The sequence below is a fragment of the uncultured Aquimarina sp. genome (genome assembly GCF_947496855.1).
Taxonomy (GTDB): Bacteria; Bacteroidota; Bacteroidia; order Flavobacteriales; family Flavobacteriaceae; genus Aquimarina.
In genome coordinates this window covers 565,157-587,570 of the sequence record NZ_CANMED010000001.1, presented here as the reverse complement: position 1 = coordinate 587,570, position 22,414 = coordinate 565,157, and the positions used below count along the sequence as shown (strand labels likewise).

At 32.7% G+C, this 22,414-nt stretch carries 18 protein-coding genes and 1 riboswitch; all 18 genes read right to left on the bottom strand.

All coding sequences use genetic code 11. The annotated features are described in order from the left end of the window. Position 1: 1 nt before the first annotated feature. Positions 2-337 carry a nuclear transport factor 2 family protein gene (locus tag Q0921_RS02570; protein WP_299252825.1) on the bottom strand — a complete coding sequence of 112 codons (336 nt, stop codon included), beginning with the start codon at positions 335-337 and terminating at the stop codon, positions 2-4. 102 nt (positions 338-439) lie between these two features. Beyond that, positions 440-1,294: an AraC family transcriptional regulator gene (locus Q0921_RS02565; RefSeq protein WP_299252822.1), complete on the bottom strand. Its 855-nt coding sequence runs from the start codon at positions 1,292-1,294 to the stop codon at positions 440-442. Positions 1,295-1,734: 440 nt separating this feature from the next. Further along, positions 1,735-5,484, bottom strand: a complete 3,750-nt coding sequence (gene cobN, locus Q0921_RS02560) for a cobaltochelatase subunit CobN (RefSeq protein ID WP_299252819.1) — start codon at positions 5,482-5,484, stop codon at positions 1,735-1,737. Positions 5,485-5,586: 102 nt separating this feature from the next. After that, the gene (gene cobW, locus Q0921_RS02555; RefSeq protein WP_299252816.1) at positions 5,587-6,606 is read right to left on the bottom strand and encodes a cobalamin biosynthesis protein CobW; all 1,020 of its coding nucleotides are present in this window, start codon (positions 6,604-6,606) and stop codon (positions 5,587-5,589) included. A gap of 30 nt (positions 6,607-6,636) precedes the next feature. Then, positions 6,637-7,224, bottom strand: a complete 588-nt coding sequence (locus Q0921_RS02550; RefSeq protein ID WP_299252813.1) for a cob(I)yrinic acid a,c-diamide adenosyltransferase — start codon at positions 7,222-7,224, stop codon at positions 6,637-6,639. 21 nt (positions 7,225-7,245) lie between these two features. Then, positions 7,246-8,562 (bottom strand): cobyrinate a,c-diamide synthase, encoded by a 1,317-nt coding sequence (locus Q0921_RS02545; RefSeq protein ID WP_299252810.1) that lies wholly within the window; start codon positions 8,560-8,562, stop codon positions 7,246-7,248. A gap of 3 nt (positions 8,563-8,565) precedes the next feature. Continuing rightward, positions 8,566-10,242 (bottom strand): AAA family ATPase, encoded by a 1,677-nt coding sequence (locus Q0921_RS02540; RefSeq protein ID WP_299252808.1) that lies wholly within the window; start codon positions 10,240-10,242, stop codon positions 8,566-8,568. Between the two features lie 25 nt (positions 10,243-10,267). Next, entirely contained in the window at positions 10,268-10,981 is a 714-nt protein-coding gene (locus Q0921_RS02535) for a hypothetical protein (RefSeq protein WP_299252805.1), read from the bottom strand. Then, positions 10,978-12,072, bottom strand: coding sequence for a cobalt-precorrin-5B (C(1))-methyltransferase CbiD (gene cbiD / locus Q0921_RS02530; RefSeq protein ID WP_299252802.1), 1,095 nt, complete (start codon positions 12,070-12,072; stop codon positions 10,978-10,980). Before cbiD ends, Q0921_RS02535 begins: the two co-directional genes overlap by 4 nt. Before the next feature lie 2 nt (positions 12,073-12,074). Continuing rightward, positions 12,075-12,854, bottom strand: a complete 780-nt coding sequence (locus Q0921_RS02525) for a precorrin-6A/cobalt-precorrin-6A reductase (protein WP_299252799.1) — start codon at positions 12,852-12,854, stop codon at positions 12,075-12,077. A 16-nt stretch (positions 12,855-12,870) separates the two neighbouring features. Next, complete coding sequence (gene cobM / locus Q0921_RS02520) at positions 12,871-14,715, bottom strand: precorrin-4 C(11)-methyltransferase (protein ID WP_299252796.1); 1,845 nt, start codon at positions 14,713-14,715, stop codon at positions 12,871-12,873. A 3-nt stretch (positions 14,716-14,718) separates the two neighbouring features. After that, positions 14,719-15,930 carry a precorrin-6y C5,15-methyltransferase (decarboxylating) subunit CbiE gene (gene cbiE / locus Q0921_RS02515; RefSeq protein WP_299252793.1) on the bottom strand — a complete coding sequence of 404 codons (1,212 nt, stop codon included), beginning with the start codon at positions 15,928-15,930 and terminating at the stop codon, positions 14,719-14,721. Continuing rightward, positions 15,931-16,569 (bottom strand): 5,6-dimethylbenzimidazole synthase, encoded by a 639-nt coding sequence (gene bluB / locus Q0921_RS02510; RefSeq protein WP_299252790.1) that lies wholly within the window; start codon positions 16,567-16,569, stop codon positions 15,931-15,933. 22 nt (positions 16,570-16,591) lie between these two features. Further along, entirely contained in the window at positions 16,592-17,971 is a 1,380-nt protein-coding gene (cobJ, locus tag Q0921_RS02505) for a precorrin-3B C(17)-methyltransferase (RefSeq protein WP_299252787.1), read from the bottom strand. A 4-nt stretch (positions 17,972-17,975) separates the two neighbouring features. Further along, the gene (cobI, locus tag Q0921_RS02500) at positions 17,976-18,683 is read right to left on the bottom strand and encodes a precorrin-2 C(20)-methyltransferase (protein ID WP_299252784.1); all 708 of its coding nucleotides are present in this window, start codon (positions 18,681-18,683) and stop codon (positions 17,976-17,978) included. A gap of 4 nt (positions 18,684-18,687) precedes the next feature. Further along, on the bottom strand, positions 18,688-19,620 hold the full coding sequence (locus Q0921_RS02495; RefSeq protein WP_299252782.1) for a sirohydrochlorin chelatase: 933 nt from the start codon (positions 19,618-19,620) through the stop codon (positions 18,688-18,690). Further along, entirely contained in the window at positions 19,617-21,209 is a 1,593-nt protein-coding gene (cobA, locus tag Q0921_RS02490) for a uroporphyrinogen-III C-methyltransferase (protein WP_299252780.1), read from the bottom strand. Before cobA ends, Q0921_RS02495 begins: the two co-directional genes overlap by 4 nt. Further along, positions 21,202-21,996 carry a (2Fe-2S) ferredoxin domain-containing protein gene (locus Q0921_RS02485; RefSeq protein WP_299252777.1) on the bottom strand — a complete coding sequence of 265 codons (795 nt, stop codon included), beginning with the start codon at positions 21,994-21,996 and terminating at the stop codon, positions 21,202-21,204. The genes cobA and Q0921_RS02485 overlap by 8 nt, the downstream gene beginning before the upstream one ends. A 204-nt stretch (positions 21,997-22,200) precedes the next feature. Continuing rightward, positions 22,201-22,399: riboswitch (cobalamin riboswitch) on the bottom strand. Between the last annotated feature and the right edge of the window lie 15 nt (positions 22,400-22,414).

Genomic DNA, 22,414 nt, shown 5'->3' with positions numbered 1-22,414 from the left:
GTTAATTATTAAATGCGGCAAATGTGTGTAGTTTTATTTTTCCATTCTCGATAATGTAAGTGTCTGTTGCGAGCTGTATATCTAGATGCTTGTTTTTCCCGTTCCAAACGAAATAAACTACATTATCATTGGTTTCTAGTTTGATAGTTTTAAACTGAAAACCATCAAAATTTGGAAGAAATTCTTTATAGAAATTAAAAATTGCTTCTCTTCCTTTATATGTTTTTTCTGGTGTGATGAAGATTGCGTCATCGCTATAATCTTCTGCTACTATAGATGGGTTCAGTGTATCAACAGCCATCATATGACTTTCATATACCTCTTGTGAATTTTTCATTATAACTACTGATTAAGAATTATAATTCAAATTTACGTTCAGTCTGGAGGAATTATTTAGTAAGAAAAATAGAGGATTTAGTAAAAAACAAGGAATCAATAATTAATCAATTATTTCTAAACTTTTTTTATACGTTTTGGCAGTTATTCCTTTATAAGCTAGAAATGTTTTATCTAAGTGACTACTATCGGTAAAGCCTAATTCTTGAGAAATTTCGGTAACTGTTAAATCCGTATACTTTAATCGAGTTTCCGCTAATTTAAGTTTGTAATTAAGAATATACTTTTTTAAACCAATATTCATTTTACTTTTAAAATATTCACTAATGTAGTTTTCAGAAATATGAAATTGATTTGCTAATTCCTTTTTTGTAAGTTTTTCAGAATCGTGAATGTTATAATGTATATAATTAATAATATCTTGAATTTTGGAACTAGACATTTTTGAAGAAATAAAGTTTACATTTCTAGAAATAATGTACAAAATTGTATGTAAGGTAGATTTTAATACAACTTCATTCTTTAAGTATTTATCATTGTATTCATTGCACAATACGGTAAACAAGGAATGCAAACTACTTTCGTCTGCATTAAATTGTAAATTAAGATGTGATGTTCTGTTAGCGCTATGTAAAATGGTCTCTATTCTTCTGAACCACTCTTTTCTCTGTAATCCATTTTCGTCTATACTCGAATTATTAAAAAAACTATTTAAAAATTTTACAGCGGAGACTGTTGTTGGTGTTTCTATTTCTAAATTATATTGATCACTAGGAATTAAAATAAATAGTTGGTTATCATTATACTTTACCCTATGATTATTTATAATAATTGTTCCTGAACCTTTTTCTATATGCAAAATTTCAAAAAAACGTATGGGTGTATATTTACAAAAAGCCAATGATGTTGCCTCTTCATATTTTAGAATTACAATATTTTCGAATATAGTTCTTGGCATTTTTAACTAACCTTTTCTTATGTTTTGGAAATTATTTTTCATCACAATAACTATCTGTATGCGCTTTAACTATTTTAATAACTACAAGGTTAACAATTCTATTTACTAATGATATCAAATAGTTACATTTTAATTTCATTTTCCAAACACAAATATAGCTAGACGACAAATACCCCAATAAGTAAAAATTGATGTTGTTTTAGTAAAAAAAAAGGATTTAGTTAACTGCAACATCTTTACTATTTATTTAAGTTAATATATGTTTTAGAAACCTTCCCAATATCATCTTTTTCTTGAAGGCTCTTCGTAAGACAATTTAAAAAAATTAAGCTAGTTTAGTAAAGAAATTAGAACAACTCATAGCCAAAATTTTAAATGTTCTCAATCTTCAAAATTATCTCATACCAAACAAAGTGATCCTTAAACTAGTTTAGAGTAATTTATTCTAATACATTTTCAAATTGAAGATATAATGCTTTTAATTTATCAATAATTTCATTGGAAGGATTTTGCCATAAACCACGTTGAATAGCTTCAAGCATTCGTTCAGACATATCTTTTAAAGCCCATTTATTATGTTGCGCTATAAATGCCTTATTTTTTTCGTCCATTAGGTATGCTTCTGTAATGCCTTCATACATAAAATCTTCAATTAAATTTGTGGTCGCGTCATAAGCAAACAAATAATCCATAGTTGCAGCCATTTCAAAAGCCCCTTTATATCCATGATCTTGCATTCCAGAAATCCATTTTGGATTAATCACTCGAGAACGATATACTTTATGTAATTCTTCTTTTAATGATTTAATCTTAGGATTCTCTGGCCTAGAATGATCTCCAAAATAAGTTACTGGCGCGTTCCCTTTTTGGTGTGTAACTGCTGCAGTCATTCCACCTTGAAATTGATAATAATCATCAGAATCTAATAAATCGTGTTCTCTGTTATCTTGGTTTTGTATAACGATATCGATATCATTTAATCGCGCTTTGAAAGTTTCATGAGCAGATTTTCCTTCATTTTTACTGCCATAATAGGCGTAACCACTCCAATTAATATATACTTGTGCCAAATCGGCTTGTGTCTTCCAGTTTTTCTCGTCTATGAGTCCTTGCAAACCCGCTCCATAGGCACCAGGTTTAGAACCAAAAACACGATACAAAGAGCGCTCTTCTGCTTGTTGTTCTTCTAAACCTCTATGTAACCAATCATTTTTCTCTTTTTCATAACGTGCTTTAATTGGATTGTCGGTATCTGACTCATACGCTAAATGAGCTATTTTTTCTATAGCAGCATTAAATAGCGAAATGACATCGGGAAAAGCATCTCTAAAAAAACCTGAAATACGTAAAAGAACATCTATTCGAGGACGTTTTAACTCTAAAACAGATAGGACTTCAAAATCTTTAACCCGTCTATTTGCACCTTGCCAAATTGGTCGCACACCAATTAAAGCAAATGCTTGCGCAATATCATCGCCTCCTGTTCTCATGGTGGATGTTCCCCAAACTGAAAGGCCAATTGAAGCGGGATAATCGCCTTCTTCCTGGAGGTAACGATCTACCAAATTTTTAGCACTCTTTACTCCTAATTGATAAGCTGATTGTGAAGGAATAGTTCTTACATCTACCGAATAAAAATTACGTCCTGTTGGCAAGATATCTAAACGCCCTCTAGTTGGTGCTCCAGAACCACCAGCTGGCACATAATTACCATTTAGACCAGATAGTAAATTATATACTTCATTTTTTGTATCGTTAAGTTTAGACAAAGTCCCCTTTTTTATACTATTCAAAACACTTCGAGTCTCTTCTCCTACTTTTTTGTCATTTAACGGATCTGTTAATATGCCTTCCACTAAATTTTTTGCCTTATGCTCTAAAACTTCAACTATTTGACCATACGTTCGACATTCTACACCATAAATAGTTTTCTTAGATGTTATTTCATAACTAATATTTATTGGATCAAAATCTAAATTTAAATCTTTAGCTAATGCTTGAGTAATTCCCATTGTATCATCTTGGGGTAAACGATGTAGTGCTACTATCAGGTCTCTTAATTTTTCGCCTTCTGGTAGTTTTCCAAAAATATGTAACCCACCTCGAATTTGTGCTTCTTTAAGTTCACACAAATATCCATCAATGACTTCTAAAAGCGTATCGATATCATCATCTTTAGTATTCAAATCAGATTTCAGGTGAGTAGAATTAACAAGTGTTTCAATTTTTTTCTTAATTAAATTAGCGCGCTTTGGGTCCATTAAAGCAGATTCGTAAAATTCATCGATAAGCAACTCTAATTTTAGTAAATCACCATAATTTTCTGCTCTAGTCATAGGCGGAATAAGATGATCAATAACAATCGCTTGGTTACGCCGTTTGGCTTGTGTACCTTCTCCTGGATCATTAATAATAAAAGGATAAAAATGTGGTACTGGTCCTAATATAGCGGAAGGAAAACATGTTTCGCTGCTCAAAGCAACGCTTTTTCCTGGTAACCATTCTAAATTACCATGTTTGCCTATGTGAACAATTGCATTAGCTTTAAAATACTGTTGTACCCAAATGTAATAGGCCAAATATGCATATGTTGGTGGTAAATCTGGAGAATGATACGTTGCTTGCAAATCAATATTATAGCCTCTGTTAGGTTGAATACTTAAAAATACATTTCCTAATTTTTTCCCTGGAATAAGAAAAAAACCATTACGATAATTTGGAGATTGTTTGGGGTATCCCCATTGTTTTTCTATCGTTTCCCTTAATTTAGGTGATATCGTATTGTAATATTTGTAAAAATCAGATTCTGAAATTTTGATCTCTGCTGCTCCATAAGCTAAAGATTCTAATTCATTAGTTATCGTTTCGGTAAGCATATTCATTAAAGCTTCTGTAGATTTAGGAAAATGATCACCTAAGTCATAACCTGATAATTTTAAAGCCTCTAAGATTATTATGGTACTAGCTGGTGTATCTAAACCTACCCCATTTGCTAAACGGCTATTTTTACTTGGATAATTAGGTAATATTAAAGCTATATTTTTTTTGTGATTTGCTTTTTCATTTAGTGTTATCCATGCTTTTGCATGTTTAACTACAAATTCACAACCCAACTCATTTGGTGCATAGTAAACGATTTCTGAGTCTGTTAGTTCGTCCTTTTCTTTAGCTTCTTTAAAAGAAACTGCTGTAGTAATTATTTTTCCATCTACTTCTGGCAATGCAATATTCATAGCAATATCTGTTGGTGGTAATCCAAAATCACCATCCTCCCAAGTTTGCTTATTACAACTCGCCATTATGGCTTGAATAACAGGGACATTTAAGACATGAAATAACCCTTTTTCATCAGTATTGTTAAAACTTTGTATAGAGAAGCCTGTGGTGTTTACAATAACGGTTACTTGAGGTAATTGAAAACGCTCTAGTAATTCAACTATCTGATTTTTAATGGCTTTATTTCGATAACTTAAAGCCATTATTGAAACACCCAAAACACCTTGATCCTCTAGTTTCTTAATTAAACAGTCTACTGGTGCCATATTATCAGCTAAAAAAGAACTTCTATAGGCAATGATTAATGCTAGCGGTTTATTTTTAATCTCTAAAGGTGACTTTATTCTTCCTTGGCTTGAGTGATATAAAAATAAATCTGGAATATAGATACGCTCTTTTATAGTAAACGAATTATTTACTATAAGATTCATAATTAACTTTAAGCCTTCAGCACTATTTTCTTTCCCTCCAGCGGTAAAATAGTTCCATATTAAATCTACTTTTTCTAATGACACAGTAGACAATTGCATCAATTCTAAATCTGGTACATTATCACCTGGTAAAAAGAGGAGTTGAATATCATGTGCTTCAGCATACGCTTTAATCGCTTCACACAAATAAGAAAAATAGGCCGTTCCTCCAAGTAATTTTAACACCACAATTTTTGCTTTAGACACCACTTCTTCTATATAAGTATCTATTGTTAATTCTTGCTTGAAGTAAGTTAAATTTGCTAACCGAAGACTAGGTATTTCTAAGTTTTCTTGATACAACACACTATAAACTTTGTTTAAAGTATATAACTCGGTATCAGCGGCAGATAAAAACAAGATATCTCCAGGTTTTTGCTGAATATAAAATACGCCTTCATCATTTGGATTCCAGCCGCCAGGTATCGTAGATATTAAATGCATCTTTTTTTATTGGTAATCTTTAGCCGTTAGTTTTTAGTGGTTTTATATTCAAGATTTCACTTGTTTTAAAAACCTGCTAGTCTGTTTATTAATGTTTATACACTAAGGACTAACAGCAGGTGTTAATTCCACTTTTCTACCAATAACAACTAAACGTGTTTTACGTTCTTCATTCTGTTTCCATGTGCGATCAAAATAATAATCAAATCGTGTACCTACACCTTGTAATACCAAGCGCATTGGTTTATTAGGAATGTTTACAAATCCTTTAATTCGATATATTTCATTGGTATTAACCAGCATTATTAATTCTTTAATCAAGACTTTAATATCTTCCGTTTGAGCATATTCTAGGATTTCTGTATTGATATCATCATCATGGTCGTGATCATGATGATGCTGGTGATGGTGGTCGTGAATAGAATGTCTTGCTTCTAAATCATCTTCGGCTGATGCTTCTATTCCTAATAATAATTCATTATCTAATACCCCATTTATAACTGGAATAATTTTGGTGTTTGGTTTTGCTTTTTTTGAAATTATATTTTTTATTTCTTGATATTTTTCATCTTCTATCAAATCACATTTGCTTACTAAAACTAAATCTGCACAGGTTAATTGGTCTAAAAACAATTCTTCAATTGGTGTTTCATGATCCAAAGAATCGTCTGCCAAACGTTGTGCCTGGACACGCTCTCTATTACAAATCTCGCCTGTTGCTAAACCAACTGCATCTACTACTGTAATGACGGCATCTATGGTAATATGAGGTTTTAAATCTGGCCAATTCACTGCTTTAACCAACGGTTTAGGCATGGCCAAACCAGAGGTTTCAATAACGATATGATCAATGCTGTCTTTCCGTTCTATTAAATCTAGCATAGTAGGTAAAAATTCTTCTTGTACTGTGCAACAAATACAACCGTTTGATAATTCAATTAAGTCGCAATCATCATCTCCACAGCCTGTCTTTATTAGCTCCCCATCAATACCAATTTCCCCAAATTCGTTTACTAAAACTGCAATGCGTTTTCCATTGGCATGTGTAAGCATATTATGTACTAAGGTGGTTTTTCCGACACCCAAAAATCCTGTAATGATTGTAATTGGTATTTTTCTCATCATTCTATTTTTTTAAATGGTATAACATTTTTATTTAACTATTTTTTTCTTTCTCTTATATAGAAACAAATTCCATTTTTCTTCGGCAACACCATGCTTATCCATTTCTGATCTTGCCATAGTAAAAAATAGATCTGACAAACGATTAATGTATGCTGAAATATAATCATGCACACACTCTGGATCTTCTCGCATTAACGTAACCAATACCCGTTCTCCTCTTCGCATTTGCGTTCTGCAGACATGACATAAAGAAGAGATCTCGTTGCCACCAGGAAGCAAAAAATAATCTGATGGGGAAGACATTTTTCCCTCCATTTCATCAATCCACTGTTCACAAAAACCAGCGCCATCCTTAGGTTCTGGGTTTGTATTATTTTTTTTAGAATCCGATGGACGTGCTAGATGTGACATCATATTCATCAAATCTTTTTGAATACGATGCAAATTAGGCTGCCATTCATGATCATTACCTAATTTAGATCTTAATAATCCTATGGTAGAATTGACTTCATCTAAAGTTCCTAAACATTCAATTCTAGGGGAATCTTTGTAGGTTCTTTTTCCTCCAAAAACACCTGTTTGTCCTTTGTCTCCTTTACGTGTGTATATATTCATAATCTTAATTTCATTAAGCAATTATTGCTGTGTTTTAATCCCTAATAGTGCATCTAATAAGTCATCTGTTCCAAAATAAAAATGAACATAAGATGCTAATACGTTCTTGTAAGTGTATAATTTTGTAGGCACGGTTTTCTCTCTAGCATTTTTTAATGTCCGTATAGACAGGTTGTTTTCCTCATTATTTATGGTGGAATAATGAAATTCATGCCCTTTTAAGACCGTGTCATTATATTGAAGCGTTCTATATCCTAAATTAAGTTTCATGGCTTCCATAGAGGTTTCAAAATCAAAAACATTTGCCATTTCATACTTTTTCCCTTCTTTAGTCTTAATTACTTTTCCTAAATACATCATACCGCCACACTCCGCAATAATCGCTTTCTGTTTTTCTGCATGTTCTTTTATGCTTCGTAACATGGTCTTATTTTGTGATAAAACTTCGGTATATAATTCGGGATAACCGCCTGGCAGATAGACCAAATCAACATCTGGTAAAACAGCATCATTAATAGGGCTGAAATACACTACTTTCCCTTTCCGCTTTAAGCTTTCGATATTTTGAATATAACTAAAATTAAACCCTTCATCTTTAGCAACGGCAATGGTATAATCATTTTGCTGAAGTTCTTTTTTTGAAGTAATTAATTGGGGAGCTTCCTTGGTTGTTAGTTCTAATAACTGTTCAATGTCTATAGAGGCTTCCATTTTTTCAGCAACCATTTCAATCACTTTATCATACGATGCTATTTTGTCAATAGATAATCCTAAGTGCCTTGAAGGAATTTCGCAATCTGGTAAAAACGGAAGGTGTCCTAATGGTGTTATACCAACATCTTCGCAGGCTTCCGTCAAAAATTGATAATGGTTTTTCGTATTGACACGATTAAAAATAACACCAGCTATATTTAATTGTTTATCAAAATTCTTAAAACCATATAATAAAGGTGCTACCGAATACGCTACCGATTTTGCATCAACCACAAAAATAATGGGAAGTGCTAATAATTTTGCTAACTCCGCAGTACTGCCTTCATCTTTCTTTGCGCCATCAAATAATCCCATAACGCCCTCTATGCAAACTGCACCAGCCGATGATACATACGATGCGTACGTTAATTTAATATGTGACGCTTTCATCATATACAAATCCAAATTCACCCCTGTTTTTTCACAAGCAATTTCATGAAACTTAGGATCTATATAATCAGGACCGCATTTAAAAGATTGTGGTGATAAGCCTCTATTTTTTAATACACGCAATATCCCTAAGGTTATCGTTGTTTTTCCTGAATTACTAGTTGGAGCTGCTATTATAAATTGTGGTTTCATCATCATTTATAATTCCAACAATTCATAGTTCCCTTTTACTTTTTCTGCAAACTGTTTTGCTAGTCCTAATTTCACAATTCCAGTTTCTGCATCGACTATTGTTAATTGGTTAATGCTTTTACAAAAGGTTTGGTAAGCAGTAACTGCATTATCAAAATCATTAATCCCTTTAGAATTAAAACGTCCGTCGGTTATAATCACCAACTCATTTTGAGAAGAAGCATTTGCTACTGTAAGTGTTTTAATTTTTTTGAATGCAGAAATAACATTCGTTTTTCCTCCTGTTTTCAATGCTTGTAATTCTTGGATTAAGGTTTCAATATCTTGAGACCCTTTAATCATTACACTAACATCGTTATCATACAAACTCAATAAAGAAAATGTTAATCTGGCATTTTTCTCCTGCCTTACTGCTTTTTCTATTAACCCTTTTGCATAAGCAACACTATTATCTTTACGCATAGATCCACTAGAATCTAAAAGAAAAATAATATGCTTTGTGGTTTTGTTTTGCGACACTTTATATTTTAATTCTAGCGTATTTGTTGCTAAATATTGTCCTACCGTTTTACGCGTATCTTTATTTTTTTCTGCTGAAGAATGCACAGCTATACTTCTATTTTGTACTGAATTTAAAACCGTATCACTGCCACTTTTAGAACTCGTATTGGATGTTTTAAAATTCAATTCAGTACTAGGAATTAGCGATTCAAAAGTATGCTCTGGTTGCGGTTTATTATTTTCTTTCGTTCCTTCTGAGGAGTTAGATTCTTGCTCCGGCTTATTTTTATTGGCAGGCGATTGATCTTCATTTTTGCGGGTATTACTTCTATGATTCAATACAAAAGGGGCAATTACTTCTATATCCTTTTTAGTCATTTCTGACTTACCTAAAAATGCGGCATAAGCTCTCGCTGTTTTCATTAATAGAATATCGGCTCGTAAGCCTTCTACTAAGTGCTCATGTGCAATTGAAGCGCATACTTCATATAATTCTGAAGGTAATTCTATTATTTTTAATCTAATTTTTGCAGCTTTTATTTTTAGATATAATTGTTCTTCTTGATCTTTGAATTGTTTTAAAAATTGCTCTGGATTATCGTCAAACGCTAATCTATTTTTAATAACGGTGGTTCGTAAAGCAATATCATTTGGTGTAGTTACTATAACACTTAAGCCAAAACGATCTTTTAGTTGTGGTCGCAAATTACCTTCTTCAGGATTCATTGAGCCGATTAAACAAAATCGACTATTAAAAGTTTTGGACATTCCTTCACGTTCTAAATGATACGATCCTGAAGAAGCTGCATCTAATAACACATCGGTTAAATAGTCACTTAGTAAGTTAATTTCATCAACATATAAAAACCCTCTATCAGCTTTGGCAAGTAGCCCCTGCTCTACGGCTTCTTTTTTATCATTAATTAAGGTTTCTAAATTAATATGTCCCAATACGCGATCTTCTGAAGCGCCTATTGGTAAATTAATGAACGGAAACGATTCCTTTGTATTCATTAACGCCGATAATGATCGGATTAATGTTGTTTTTCCTGTGCCTTTATCTCCAATAGCTAAAACCCCACCTAAACTAGGATCAATACTATTTAAAAGTAGTGCCAGTTTTAAGTCGTCTTGACCTACAACTGCCGAAAAAGGAAAAGTATTGTTAAATGGTTTTTCCATAATTTTGGTTTATCTATTGTTTATCTTATAGCGTAACATTGTAAATAAAAAAAGCAATACCTAAAAGAATTGAAGCAATACCAGCAACACCATTCATCCATTTAAAAACCGATAAATTTTTCTCTATAAATCGACTCATTATGGATACTAAAGAATAGCTATAAATTCCCATTGCGATAATAATACCTACAGATTCTATTAGTAATATTATAATGGCATCAAAAGTAGTAGTAGCGCTTAATACCAAAGCTGATGTTAGTGCGCCTCCTGTTCCCGCTAAACCGTGTATCATGCCCACCCAAAACGAACGCTTCATGGGGTTCATCGCAATTTCTTCTCCGGATTTCCCATGTAAATGAATAGGATTAGATGTATCATGTTCATGGGCTTCAATTTTCTTGTGTTCTTGAATCATACTATTTATTTTATGATTTCTTTTAATGGCTGAAATGCCTAACCATATCATAATTGGTCCCACTGCTAATTCAGCCCAAAATGAAATATCTTTTATAAAAATTATGGTTACTGATTTAAATATCAATGCAATACCGCCAAACAATAATAATGTTACAGAATGTCCCATTGCCCATTGCGATGCTTTTAGCACTGTTTTAAAAGAGGTTCGCTCTTTAGTAATTGCTTTTTCTGTTGCTAAAACAGAAACTGCTGTTATATGATCTGGCTCAAAAGAATGTAAAACCCCGGCCATTAAAGGGCGTAGCATATTTGTAAATGTCATTTTTTTATATATTTAATATAGTCTCCGTCTTTACCAATAAGGTAAATATCCAATTCCGTTTTATTAATTATTATTTGAGTTTGCTCATAGCATTTTTGAAGTAGTTTTTGGTAAAAAAGAGCTTTTTGTTCAAGAGGAAATAACTCTATTAAACGTCCTGCCATATTTAGGTCTTTTATAGCATTTTGTTTAGTACTATCGTAACCACATTCTTTAGCAATGTTAGCTACAAAATCCTTGTTCCAACTTGAAATACAACTGTGTGTATCTGTTTTTCCATAGGCTAATTTCACAGCTTTACCAAGCATAATACCTATCGTTACTTTACGTATTGGTGGTGATTCCTTTATTTTTTTAAGCGTTTCTCCAATCCAATTTCCATAATGAATAAATGCCTGTTCTTGTGAATTTGGAAATAATTGCCTTAAATACTTCTCACTTCTCCCTCCAGAATTAATTACTAATTCATCAATTGTATTCGCAATTGCTACATCTATACCTTGAACAATACTTGCGATATATGATGCCGATGAGTAGGGTTTTACAACTCCAGTTGTTCCAAGAATGGATAACCCATTCATTATCCCAACACGTTCATTTAATGTGCGTTTTGCTAATTTTTTTCCATTCGTTACAAAAACAGAGATCATAACACCACATTCTAAATCGTAATCATGCAATAGTTTTTTAACAGCACTTTCCATCATTTGTCTTGGTACAGGGTTTATTGCTGGCTCACCTACACTAAGCTCTAAACCTGGCAATGTAACGGTTCCAACACCTTCTCCTCCGAGAAAAATAATATCTTTACTTTTCGTTAATTTAAGTTCGCATCCCACTTCTGCTCCATTAGTAACATCTGGATCGTCTCCTGCATCTTTTATAACACTACATTTTGCCCAATTGGATTCATAAATATTAGAATGGATTTTAATTTCTAGTATTTTATCTATTGGTAACTGTACTTTTACAGTCCTTTGTTTTTTTTGCTTAATAATCGATACTAACGCCGCCTTAACCGCTGCAGTGGCAGAAGTCCCAGTAGTAAACCCTTCCCGTAATGGACCTTTCGGTATCGCTTTTAGATCCATTACTAATTCTTTTTTAAGAGTAATGGATTATACATTTTGACTAATTGTTCTTTTAATTCTGTTTCGCTTTTTATACTATTGAAAACACTTGGTAACTCTGGTTTTTCAAGAATAATAATGGGTATATTATAAGTTAAAGCAGCATTAATTTTAATAGACAACGCACCACTTTCGCCACTCTCTTTTGTTAAAATAATTTCTATATTTTTTTGCTTAAAAATGGCAATTTCTTCTTCAATCGTTTTATTTGGCAAGCCTAAAATAAGTTGCGATTCGGGAAAATTATTGGCCTTAGCAATTGCAATTGAAGAGTCTCTATCTAAAATTCTAAAATGAGTGTTTGCTTTCTTCCAATAAGGAATCAATTTTTCTATAGATTGTACCCCAGACAATGCTAACAACCGTTTATCTTGAAATTGATTTAATACAGTTATAGCTGAAGCATAATTAGGAACATAATGAACCAAAGGATGTAATGTTCTTTCTGGAAACGTTCTTTCTAATCGCAATACCACTGTTTTTGTTTTTTGAGCAACAGCTGCAATCGTTTTATGTAACTCTAAAGCAAAAGGATGTGAAGCATTAATAATGGTTTTTATCGTTCTATCTGTTATTAATACTTCAAGTTTAGCTTTAGTTAAAGCACCAAAACGATATTCGAAATGAGTTGTCGTTTCAATAGCTGTTTTAACTTTGGTGGAATAGATAAATGGCAAGCCTAATGTTTTTAATACATTAACAGCTTGCTTTCCTTCTGTTGTTCCTCCAAATACTAAAATCATGGTTTCGCTTTTATTATTATATATCTTCTATTACAAACTTTTTGTTTGTTCTAAAAATGTGTTTCCATTCTGGACTATAGAGTAATGACCTATTTTTTCTTGCTCTTATAGCTTTGCCTACAATAATTAAAACCGTTCTTGTTTTCTTGCTTTCTTTTACCATTTGTGCCAATTCATGTAACTGTCCTTCATAAATAGCTTCATCTTTCCAGGTTAAGCGGTATAATACAGCTACTGGAGTATTAGCATCATAGTGTTCTAGCAATTGCGCTTGTACTTTTTTAGCAATCCCTGCACTTAAAAAAATACACATCGTTGCATTTGTTTTTGCAAAAGCAGCGATACTTTCTTTAGCAGGCATTGGGGTTTTTCCTTCTCCTCGGGTTAAGACAATAGATTGTACAACTTCTGGAATAGTAAATTCAGACTTTAAAACAGCAGCAGCTGCACTAAAAGAAGAAATACCAGGTACAATAAAATAGTCCATTTCTAACTCATCAAAAATGGTCATTTGTTCTTGAATGGCTCCATAAAGCGACGGATCGCCAGAATGCAATCGTACAACGTTATGCCCTTTCTTATAATGTGTGTGCATTAAATTGACCTGTTCTTCTAAAGTCATCATTGCCGAATTTTGAACAACAGCTTCAGGTTTACACCAACTGGTCATTTCCTCAGGAATTAAACTCCCAGCATACAGTACACAATCTGCAGTTTGCAAATAGCGCTTTCCTTTTACAGTAATCAGTTCTTCATCTCCAGGTCCGGCTCCAATAATTGCGATTTGAGGACGACGCTCTACTTTTCGATCTAAAGCCACCGCAAAGGTGAATTTCTCACTCGTTTCTATATGTACTTTTTGTTTCTCTACTAAAAGTTTCGTGTTATGAGATAACAATAACGATGTAGATTCTGAAACACCATCTACTCCTATTTTTTCATGGACTACTACACTAGGGTTTGGAACTGTAATCGTATTTATAATTTCCGCAGAGAATGTTTTAAAAGGAATGTTATTCTTTTTGCTCCAATCTAAATACGCTTGTTGTTCTGACTTTATACTAATAGAGCCAAAATTTTTAATGGCCGAAAACAATAATCCCTCATTCTTTAGTTTTTCTTTTAAAACCGTATCAAACAATTCTGAATCCAATGTTTTTGAACAACCTGATCCTATAGACAGTACCTTTGGAACATAAAACAATGAAGGAATAGAAAAATCATACAACTTATACGTCACTGCAATTATGAGTTCAAACTGTGAATGATCTATCTTCTTTTCATCATAAAATACAGTTACAAAATGAGGGCAATTTTTTTCTAAATATTCGGTCCCCTTATCATTAATATCCAATAACAATGCTGTCCGTTTATTATTAACAAAAAGCGCCATTTCGTCTTTTATGGACTGCTTTGATTCTGTTTGCCAATTAAATTGTTTTCCTAAAGTATCTAAGGTCCAAATACCTTGAACATCGCTAGATGTTGAAATAATAGGGGTTCCTCCTACTAATTGCGCTACTTTTAGTGCCAAATCATTGGCGCCACCTTGATGCCCACTTAAAACCGATTGTATATTCTTACCGAAATCGTCTACACATATAACTGCTGGATCAGTTTTTTTATCTTTTATAAAAGGTGCTATTGTTCTTACACAAATGCCTAACGCGCTCACGAAGCAGAGACCGTCTAATTTTTCAAAATTAGATTCTAAATAATTTGTAATTGAAGGCACTACAGAAACTGTATCATGAGCGGTCTCACGCGTAGTGATAACTAATGACTTTGGAAACTGTTTTTGCAAGACTAAAGCCTGTGCTATTCCTTTATCTGTAATGGCTATTATGGTTATTTTATTCATTTTCTAAACTTCAATTTGAGCGCTACAAATCATGATTTTATTATGGTCATTTATTTGAATTGCTGTGGCTTCTATGTTGTATTTTAAATCAGTTAATACCGATTTAAAGGTTATTAATGTCGTTTCTAAGACTGCATTGGTTACAAATCTTACTTTAGGGTTTAGTTGATGAATTTTAAGAATCATTTCTTTTAATCGATTACCATGTCCGCCAATAAAAACAACATCTGGTATCACGAGTTCTGAAAGGTTTACCTTAAAAAAATCATTAATAATGATCTTGATTCCTGGTGTTGAAAACTGTTCTTTATTTTGTTGAATAATAGTACCGCATTCTTTTCGTTTTTCAAACGCAAGGACATTGAGTTGTGGATAGTGCTTTTTGGCTTCGATGGCTACAGATCCTGTACAAGAACCAACATCCCAAAAGCACGCTTTAGTTGCTAAATTTAAGGCATGAATGGTATTTAAACGTATTGGCATTTTGGTAATCATATTTGCACGCTTAGGAAGCGGAACAAATAAATGATCTGGAAAACCAAAAGAAACTGCTTTAGGCGTTATTCTTGACAAAAGCATACAATTTAAAACATTGTGATTTTTAGTAGTACATTCTTTTATATCATAATTAGATATTATTTCATGTTCACCATCTAAAGCCTCCCCTACACTAATGTTATAATTATCAAAGCCATATTGTAATAATCGTTTTGCAATTACAGCTGGTGTTTTAACCCCATCGGTTAAGACCCCAATAAGCGAATGATCTTCAATAAGTGCCGTGTCTAATGCAGACCAATCACGACCGTGAACAGATACTGTTTTTAATGCATTATAATTGGTTTCTGTTTTATGACATAACCGTTGGATACTATTAAAATAAGGCAACGTTTTTAATATCGATTCTGGTAAAAATCGTTTCAAAGTATTGCCAAAACCATAAAAATAAGGATCACCAGAAGTAAAAATAACAACAGTTTCGTTTGCGGTTTTGTATTGAGAAACTACCTGTTCCATTTTACCAGAAATAGTAATCCAAAAGTGTTTTTTAGGCAGCAATGGTTTTATTAATTCATAATGACGTTTACCTCCAGAAAACACAAGATGACTATCAATAATGCTTTTTATTTCATTATTAATTTCTTGAATAGGTTGATTTCCTATTCCTATAAGATAAAAATCTATGTTTTTATTTTTTTTCAATGCTTCAGTCATTTAATAACTGTTATTTATTACAACCTGCTCTAATCTTTTCCTTTTTTCCCATTTTAATTTTTCTAATTCAGGACTTTCATAAAACAGATCTACATGACCTAAGCATAAATAACCTATTAACTGCCTATCTGCGGGAGCTTTTAAAATGGTTTTCACTTTTTCAGGATCTAATATACTAACCCAACCTAATCCTATATTTAGTGCTCTGGCCATTAACCACATATTTTGGATTGCACATACCACACTATACACCCCTGCTTCTTCCATAGATGTTTGCCCCAATACAGGGCGATCACTTGGTTTATAAAACACAGCTATATTTAAGGCTGATTCGGTAATTCCTTCTAATTTTAATTGTGAATACTCATTTGCTTTAGACGTTTCAAATTGCTTCTTCGCTTTTTCATTTTCTTCAAAAAAACTTTCTTTTATTTTATTTCGTATTTCATTACTTTTTATAATCACAAATTCCCAAGGTTGTGAAAACCCAACAGACGGTGCATTTACACCAGCAAAAAGAATTTTCTCAATATCTTCTTCTTCTACTTCTTTATTAATAAAACGGTTACCTCTAACATCTCTTCTGGAAAGAATAATGTTTTCTAAAATGGCTATATCGTCTGTATTGAACTTGGTCATTTTTATAGTGATAAATACGGTATTATTCGTTTACAAAATACCCTGATGATTCTTCTAAAGTAAACGCTGCATTTACGATTGCTGCTGCCACATTACTTCCTCCTCTGTTACCTTCGATAATTACCCAATTTGTATTAGTTACTTGAGATAATTGTTCTTTAGATTCTATTACATTTACAAATCCAACAGGGGTTCCAATTACACCAGCGGGTTTGAAATTTTTATTATTTCGCAATTGCTCTGTAATTTCCATTAAAGCAGTTGGTGCATTTCCTATAACATAAAGTGCATTAGGATATAAACTAATCGCTTTTCGTATTCCAGCTTGCGAACGTGTTATATTCTCTTTAACTGCTAATGCTCTAGCATCTTCATCATTTAAACAGCATTGTACTTTGGTTCCATATTTTTCAATAAATGCTCGGGTTATTCCAGATTGTACCATGGTCACGTCTGTAATAATTTCACCTCCATTTTTTAAATGTGTACTCATCTTAGAAATAGCTTCTCGGCTGGCTTTATAATATTGATGATCGTCTAAAACCCCAGTGGTATGAATAACACGTGTAATTGCCCATTTATCAGCTTTATCAAACGTTAATTCTTTAATATGATTGGTTACAATTCTAAAACTTTCTTGTTGAATTTCTTTACCCGTATGTGGTTTTCGATTTAAATACCCTCTGGGCGTTACTAAATAATTTTTAAATTGAAATGTTTGAGAATTCCCAATCATTACCAAACTAAACATATCGACATCTTCAGGGTCAAACTCACTTAAAGTTGTAATGATTATGTGTTCTTCTGGTCTGGTAATTTGTTTTAAAATAGCAACTGGTGTTGTTTCTGCTCGTTCTTCTAAAAACAGTTTTTTTAATCGGCCCAATTGCCAATGCCGTTTTTTACTTTTAGGATTGTATAAACTGGTTACAAAATCACCAAATGCGGCGGCTTTAATTCGTTTTTCTATAACATTCCACGGGGTCATTAAATCTGATAAAGAAATACAACAAAAATCATGTCCCAGTGGCGCTCCTAATTTACTTCCTGCTGCTAAAAATGCCGATATGCCCGGTAATGTTTCTAATTCTAAATTAACGGCACCACTTTTAGCGACCATTTCATAAACTATAGCAGCCATTGAATAGATACTTGCATCTCCAGAACCTATTACAACAACATATTTGTCTTCTTTAGCTTTACGTATTGCTTCTGCTGCTCTATCTTCTTCCTTTCCTAAAGGCATCGCTATTAATTCGGCTTCTTTTTTTATAAAATCTTTCGCAAACTGAAAGTAATAATCATAACCAATGACCACATCGGCTTTAGCTAATGCGTTTTGCACTAATGGTAAAATATAACTTTTATCTCCTGGTCCTAAACCTGCTACAGTTATTTTCATTAATTTATTTCTTAATGGTTATTAAAGAAAAATAAGGAATAGTCCTTCTCATTATTGTTTCCCAATGTGATGTTGTAAATTGTTTTTTTGTGCCTAAACGTTCACTATACCATATTTTATACCCCCCTTTATCTACTACCGTATTTATAACTTCCATAACTGATTTAATTTTCATTAACACCACCGTGTCAAAATAAGTTAATGCTTCTTCTAATTCTTGCGCAGTTTGCACTCTTGGTAAAATGATTAGTTTTTCATTTTGCAGACATAATGGCGACTTGTGTTCTGAAGCGGATAACGCATAGGATGTAATTCCAGGAATTAATTCTACATTCAACTTATTAGCCTGCATTTTTTCTAACAGATAGGAAAAAGAACTAAACGTATTAATATCACCTTCACTAACCACCGCTATTTTTAAGCCTGCATTGTAATCATTCTCTATCTCTTTATATGTTTTTGAATACAACACTTTCGCTTGTACACGCTCTAAATTCATTTCTAAGAAAAACCCTTTAAGCTTATTTTTATCTAATTGATAATATTCTAATATGGATAACGAATAACTAGATTGTATTCCGTTGCTAAATAAAGAACCTGGATAATAAATGACATCAACCTTTTTGAGCACGTTTAATCCTTTAACAGTAATTAAATCCGGATCTCCTGGTCCTAATGATATTCCATATATTATTGCTTCTTTTTTAATCATCTAGTTAGATTCCTAATAGTTTTTTAATGGTTTTTGTTACCGTTTGTTTTTCGCCTACTTTCACATCCTCTTCAAACAACACACCTTTCACATTTAAATGATGTCCCACTTGTTCTTTACCTTGTTCTTGTTCAAAACCAACGATTTGTTTTCGATATTTACATAGTTGGCAATTCATATTTCCTGTACCATTAATGGTTTCTTCTAAACGTTCATCGAAAGCTTTTAAAATCCACTCGTCTTTTCCAAAGGCTTTAGTATAAACGTGTTCATTCTCAGCAGAATTATTAAAATCATTTATTTGTCCATAAATACGTTCTAAAAGAATACCTGTAAAAAAGAAAAATGGTACTGCTATAGTGCGTTTAAAGCCCATTTTATTAACTAAACTCAAACTTTCTTTTACAGTCGGATACGCAGTCCCACTATACGCCACTGTTGTAAATCCAAAGCCTAAACCTTCTCCTAGCATACAGGCCAACTTATGCACATCTGAATTAGCATCTGGATCTGTTGTTCCTCTTCCTACAACAACTAAACACGTTTCTTTTCTATCAATAAGAGATAAAGTCTCCTCTCGTTCTAAAATTCGTTTCTTAGCTAGCTCCAATAAATTTGTATTTACACCTAAGTGTTTACCCATTTTTATGGTTAGATCTGAATAATTCTTCTGTATAGTATTCATCTCATACGGAATGTCATTCTTGGCGTGAGATCCAGCAAATAAAATAACAGGTAAAGCATAGATTTCTCGAATTCCTTTTTCATACATACGTTCAACTGAAGCTTCATAAACAGGATGATTAAATTCTAAAAAACCATAATCAACTTCATAATCCGTATAACGCTTTTTTAAAAGCCCAACTAGCTCCTTAAACGCATCTGTCCCTGTTTTGGTTCGGCTACCATGGCCACATAATAAAATTCCTTTTTTCATAAAGCACTCGCTAAAACTGGTTTTTTTTTATTTAACTTACTATTATCTATAGCTTTCACACCAATAATAAATACTACTGGCATTTCTAATGGGTTATTTTTTATATCCTCTTCTATTTCCCCTAAGGTTGAAGTGAGTAAAACTTCATTCACTCTAGAAACATTAGAAATCGCATTAACAGGAATATCTGGATTTTTACAAACACTCATTAATTTTGGAATGATCTTATCTAAACTCTTATATCCCATATATAAAGCCAGTGTATTACCCTCTTTTAAAAGTTCTGCAATGCCTTTTAATTGTTCTAATGAATAATCTGCTGTATGTGCTGTACAAATTAAGACCGCATTAGATTTTCCACGTTCTGTAATAGGAATATTGCAATTATTAGCAGCTGCTAATGCTGCAGAAATTCCTGGCACAACTTGAAATGGTAATTTATGATGTCTTAAAAAACGAGCCTCTTCTGCCGCACGACCATACACATAAGGATCTCCAGATTTTAAACGCACTACCCTTTGTCCTAATTCATAATGTTTAAGAAGTAGTTGGTTAATTATATTTTGGCGCTCTTTCTGATTGGATGTATCGCCATACTTTCGTCCTACATAGATTTTTTCAGCTTCAGTATTACTATTCAATATCGCGTCACTTACTAAATTATCGTGTAAGATAACTTCAGCCTCTTGCAGTTTTTCAAAAGCTAATCGCGTTAGTAATTTCTCATTTCCTGGTCCTGCACCTATGATAGAGAGTTCTCCTGTTTTATTTTTAGTAAAAATGGCTTCTGGATTATCATAAATATATTGATATCCAAGTACCCTTTTAGATTTTGAATTGTCTATAATTTTTAATGCTGAAGTTTTTTCTGCTGCTTCAAAATTTGGAAGCTCTAAATTTAGTAGTCTAGCAGCCTTCTCGTAATATATTTTTCGTATTGGATGATCTGAAGCACAACCATTAATAATTTCGCCAAAACACTCTTTATTAATTATCGTTTCTATTAAACCAATACAATCTTCTCGATGTATTAAATTAACAGGAACTAGGGGGTTTTTTAATATACGTTTACCTGCTAAAAACTTACCTGGGTGACGATCTGGCCCTATTAAACCTGCTAAACGTAAAATAGTTAATCGTTTACCAAAATAGCCCCTTAACAGTTGCTCTGCCTTTAAAACACCAACTCCGGATGGTTTTATTGGACTTGTTAGTTCCGTTTCTATAAAAGGGACCTCGCTAGTACCATAGACAGAAGTTGAACTTATAAAAATAACTTTTATGGTTTTTGGCGTTCGCGCTATAATTTGCTGAATTTGAGCAGGGAAAATAGTTTCAATATTAGCAATTCGTTTCGGTGGAAAATTAATTATGAGTGTAGAAATGTTCTCAATAAATGTTTCCCAATCTCCCTGAATACAATCTGATTCTACTTTTATTTTCCCAACATAAAAAGGTTGTTTAGAAAGTTCTTCTAATTTTTCGGTTGAAATGGTCGATCCTTTTATTTCAAACCCTTTACTAATCATTTTTTTAGCAAGAGCATTACCAAGCCAACCTAATCCTAATATAGCTATATGACTATGCATTAAAATATTCCTTTTCGTTAACAGTTGCTCCTTTTAATTGAATATTTAAACAGTATTCCCAAGTTTTAGTAGCTGTTTCTGGGATATAAACCATGCCGCATAATCGCGTAAGCTTATCTTTAAACCGAATGCCTCTTAGATTTGTTTCTTCTAAAATAAAATACTCTGTACTTGTTATTTTTTTCTGAATGGCTTCCAAAGGCTCCTCTTTTGAAACGCTTCCTATAATCAAGTGTATTACTCTATTGTCTTTAAAGTGAAGCGTTACTGTATAAGTTGATGTGTACTCTATATCTTGAAGTTCCGAAAAAAAATAGCGCTCTCCGTTTGCTAATACTAAAGATATATTTTCATTAACCGTTTTAAGAAATAAAAATAGTGGATATAAGTATTGATCTGAGCTAAATCCCTTGGTAAGCATACATCGCTCTAATTGATCATCAATTTTGTATTGAAACGGTTTAGGTGTTATTTCTGGTCGCTCATCATCAGAGAGTAACGATTCCCAACCGTCTTGATAGATTAAATGATCTTCTATTGGTTTATTATGAATAAGATGTGACTTTAATACAGGAATAATAGTATTTGCTGTTAGTTTCTTATACCAATAATTACCTTTTTGTACAATACAAGTTGGTGCATCTTCACAACGGCCGTTACATCTTGTTTTTATAGTATGGGTTTTATCCCAAAGACCATTGTTTCTTAGATAAGCACGTGCTTCCCTTATAACAGGTTCGCTTCCCGCTTTTCTACAAGAGCCCCCATCACAAAAAAGGATATTCATTTTGGTTTTCGCAATATTTTTTCCCATCAGTATATCTAATAATTAAATGCTTTATTAGAGATATTATGAGCTATTACAAAATGAGTGTTACTCCATTTAAAAGCCGTAAAAAATTGTAATTATCTCTTTTTTAGGAACAAAAAAGAGCAACAAGGCCTACTGTTAAGAATAGGCTTAGATATACTCCAACTTTTATCCCGAAAGCTTAGTTTATTTGCATATGGCAGGTCTTCTGACTTACTCCAACTTTTAACGCCTTCCCACTAATTTACTTAGCAGTGGCTTTATGTTAAAAGCTATAAAGAGCTTACAGCTGCGGGAACAGTTCTCGATTTACACGAGATTCCCTTTTAATTCTATTTTCATTATTATGGAAATAGAAACCAAAAGCATTGCGAAGTTATACAATAATTTCTAG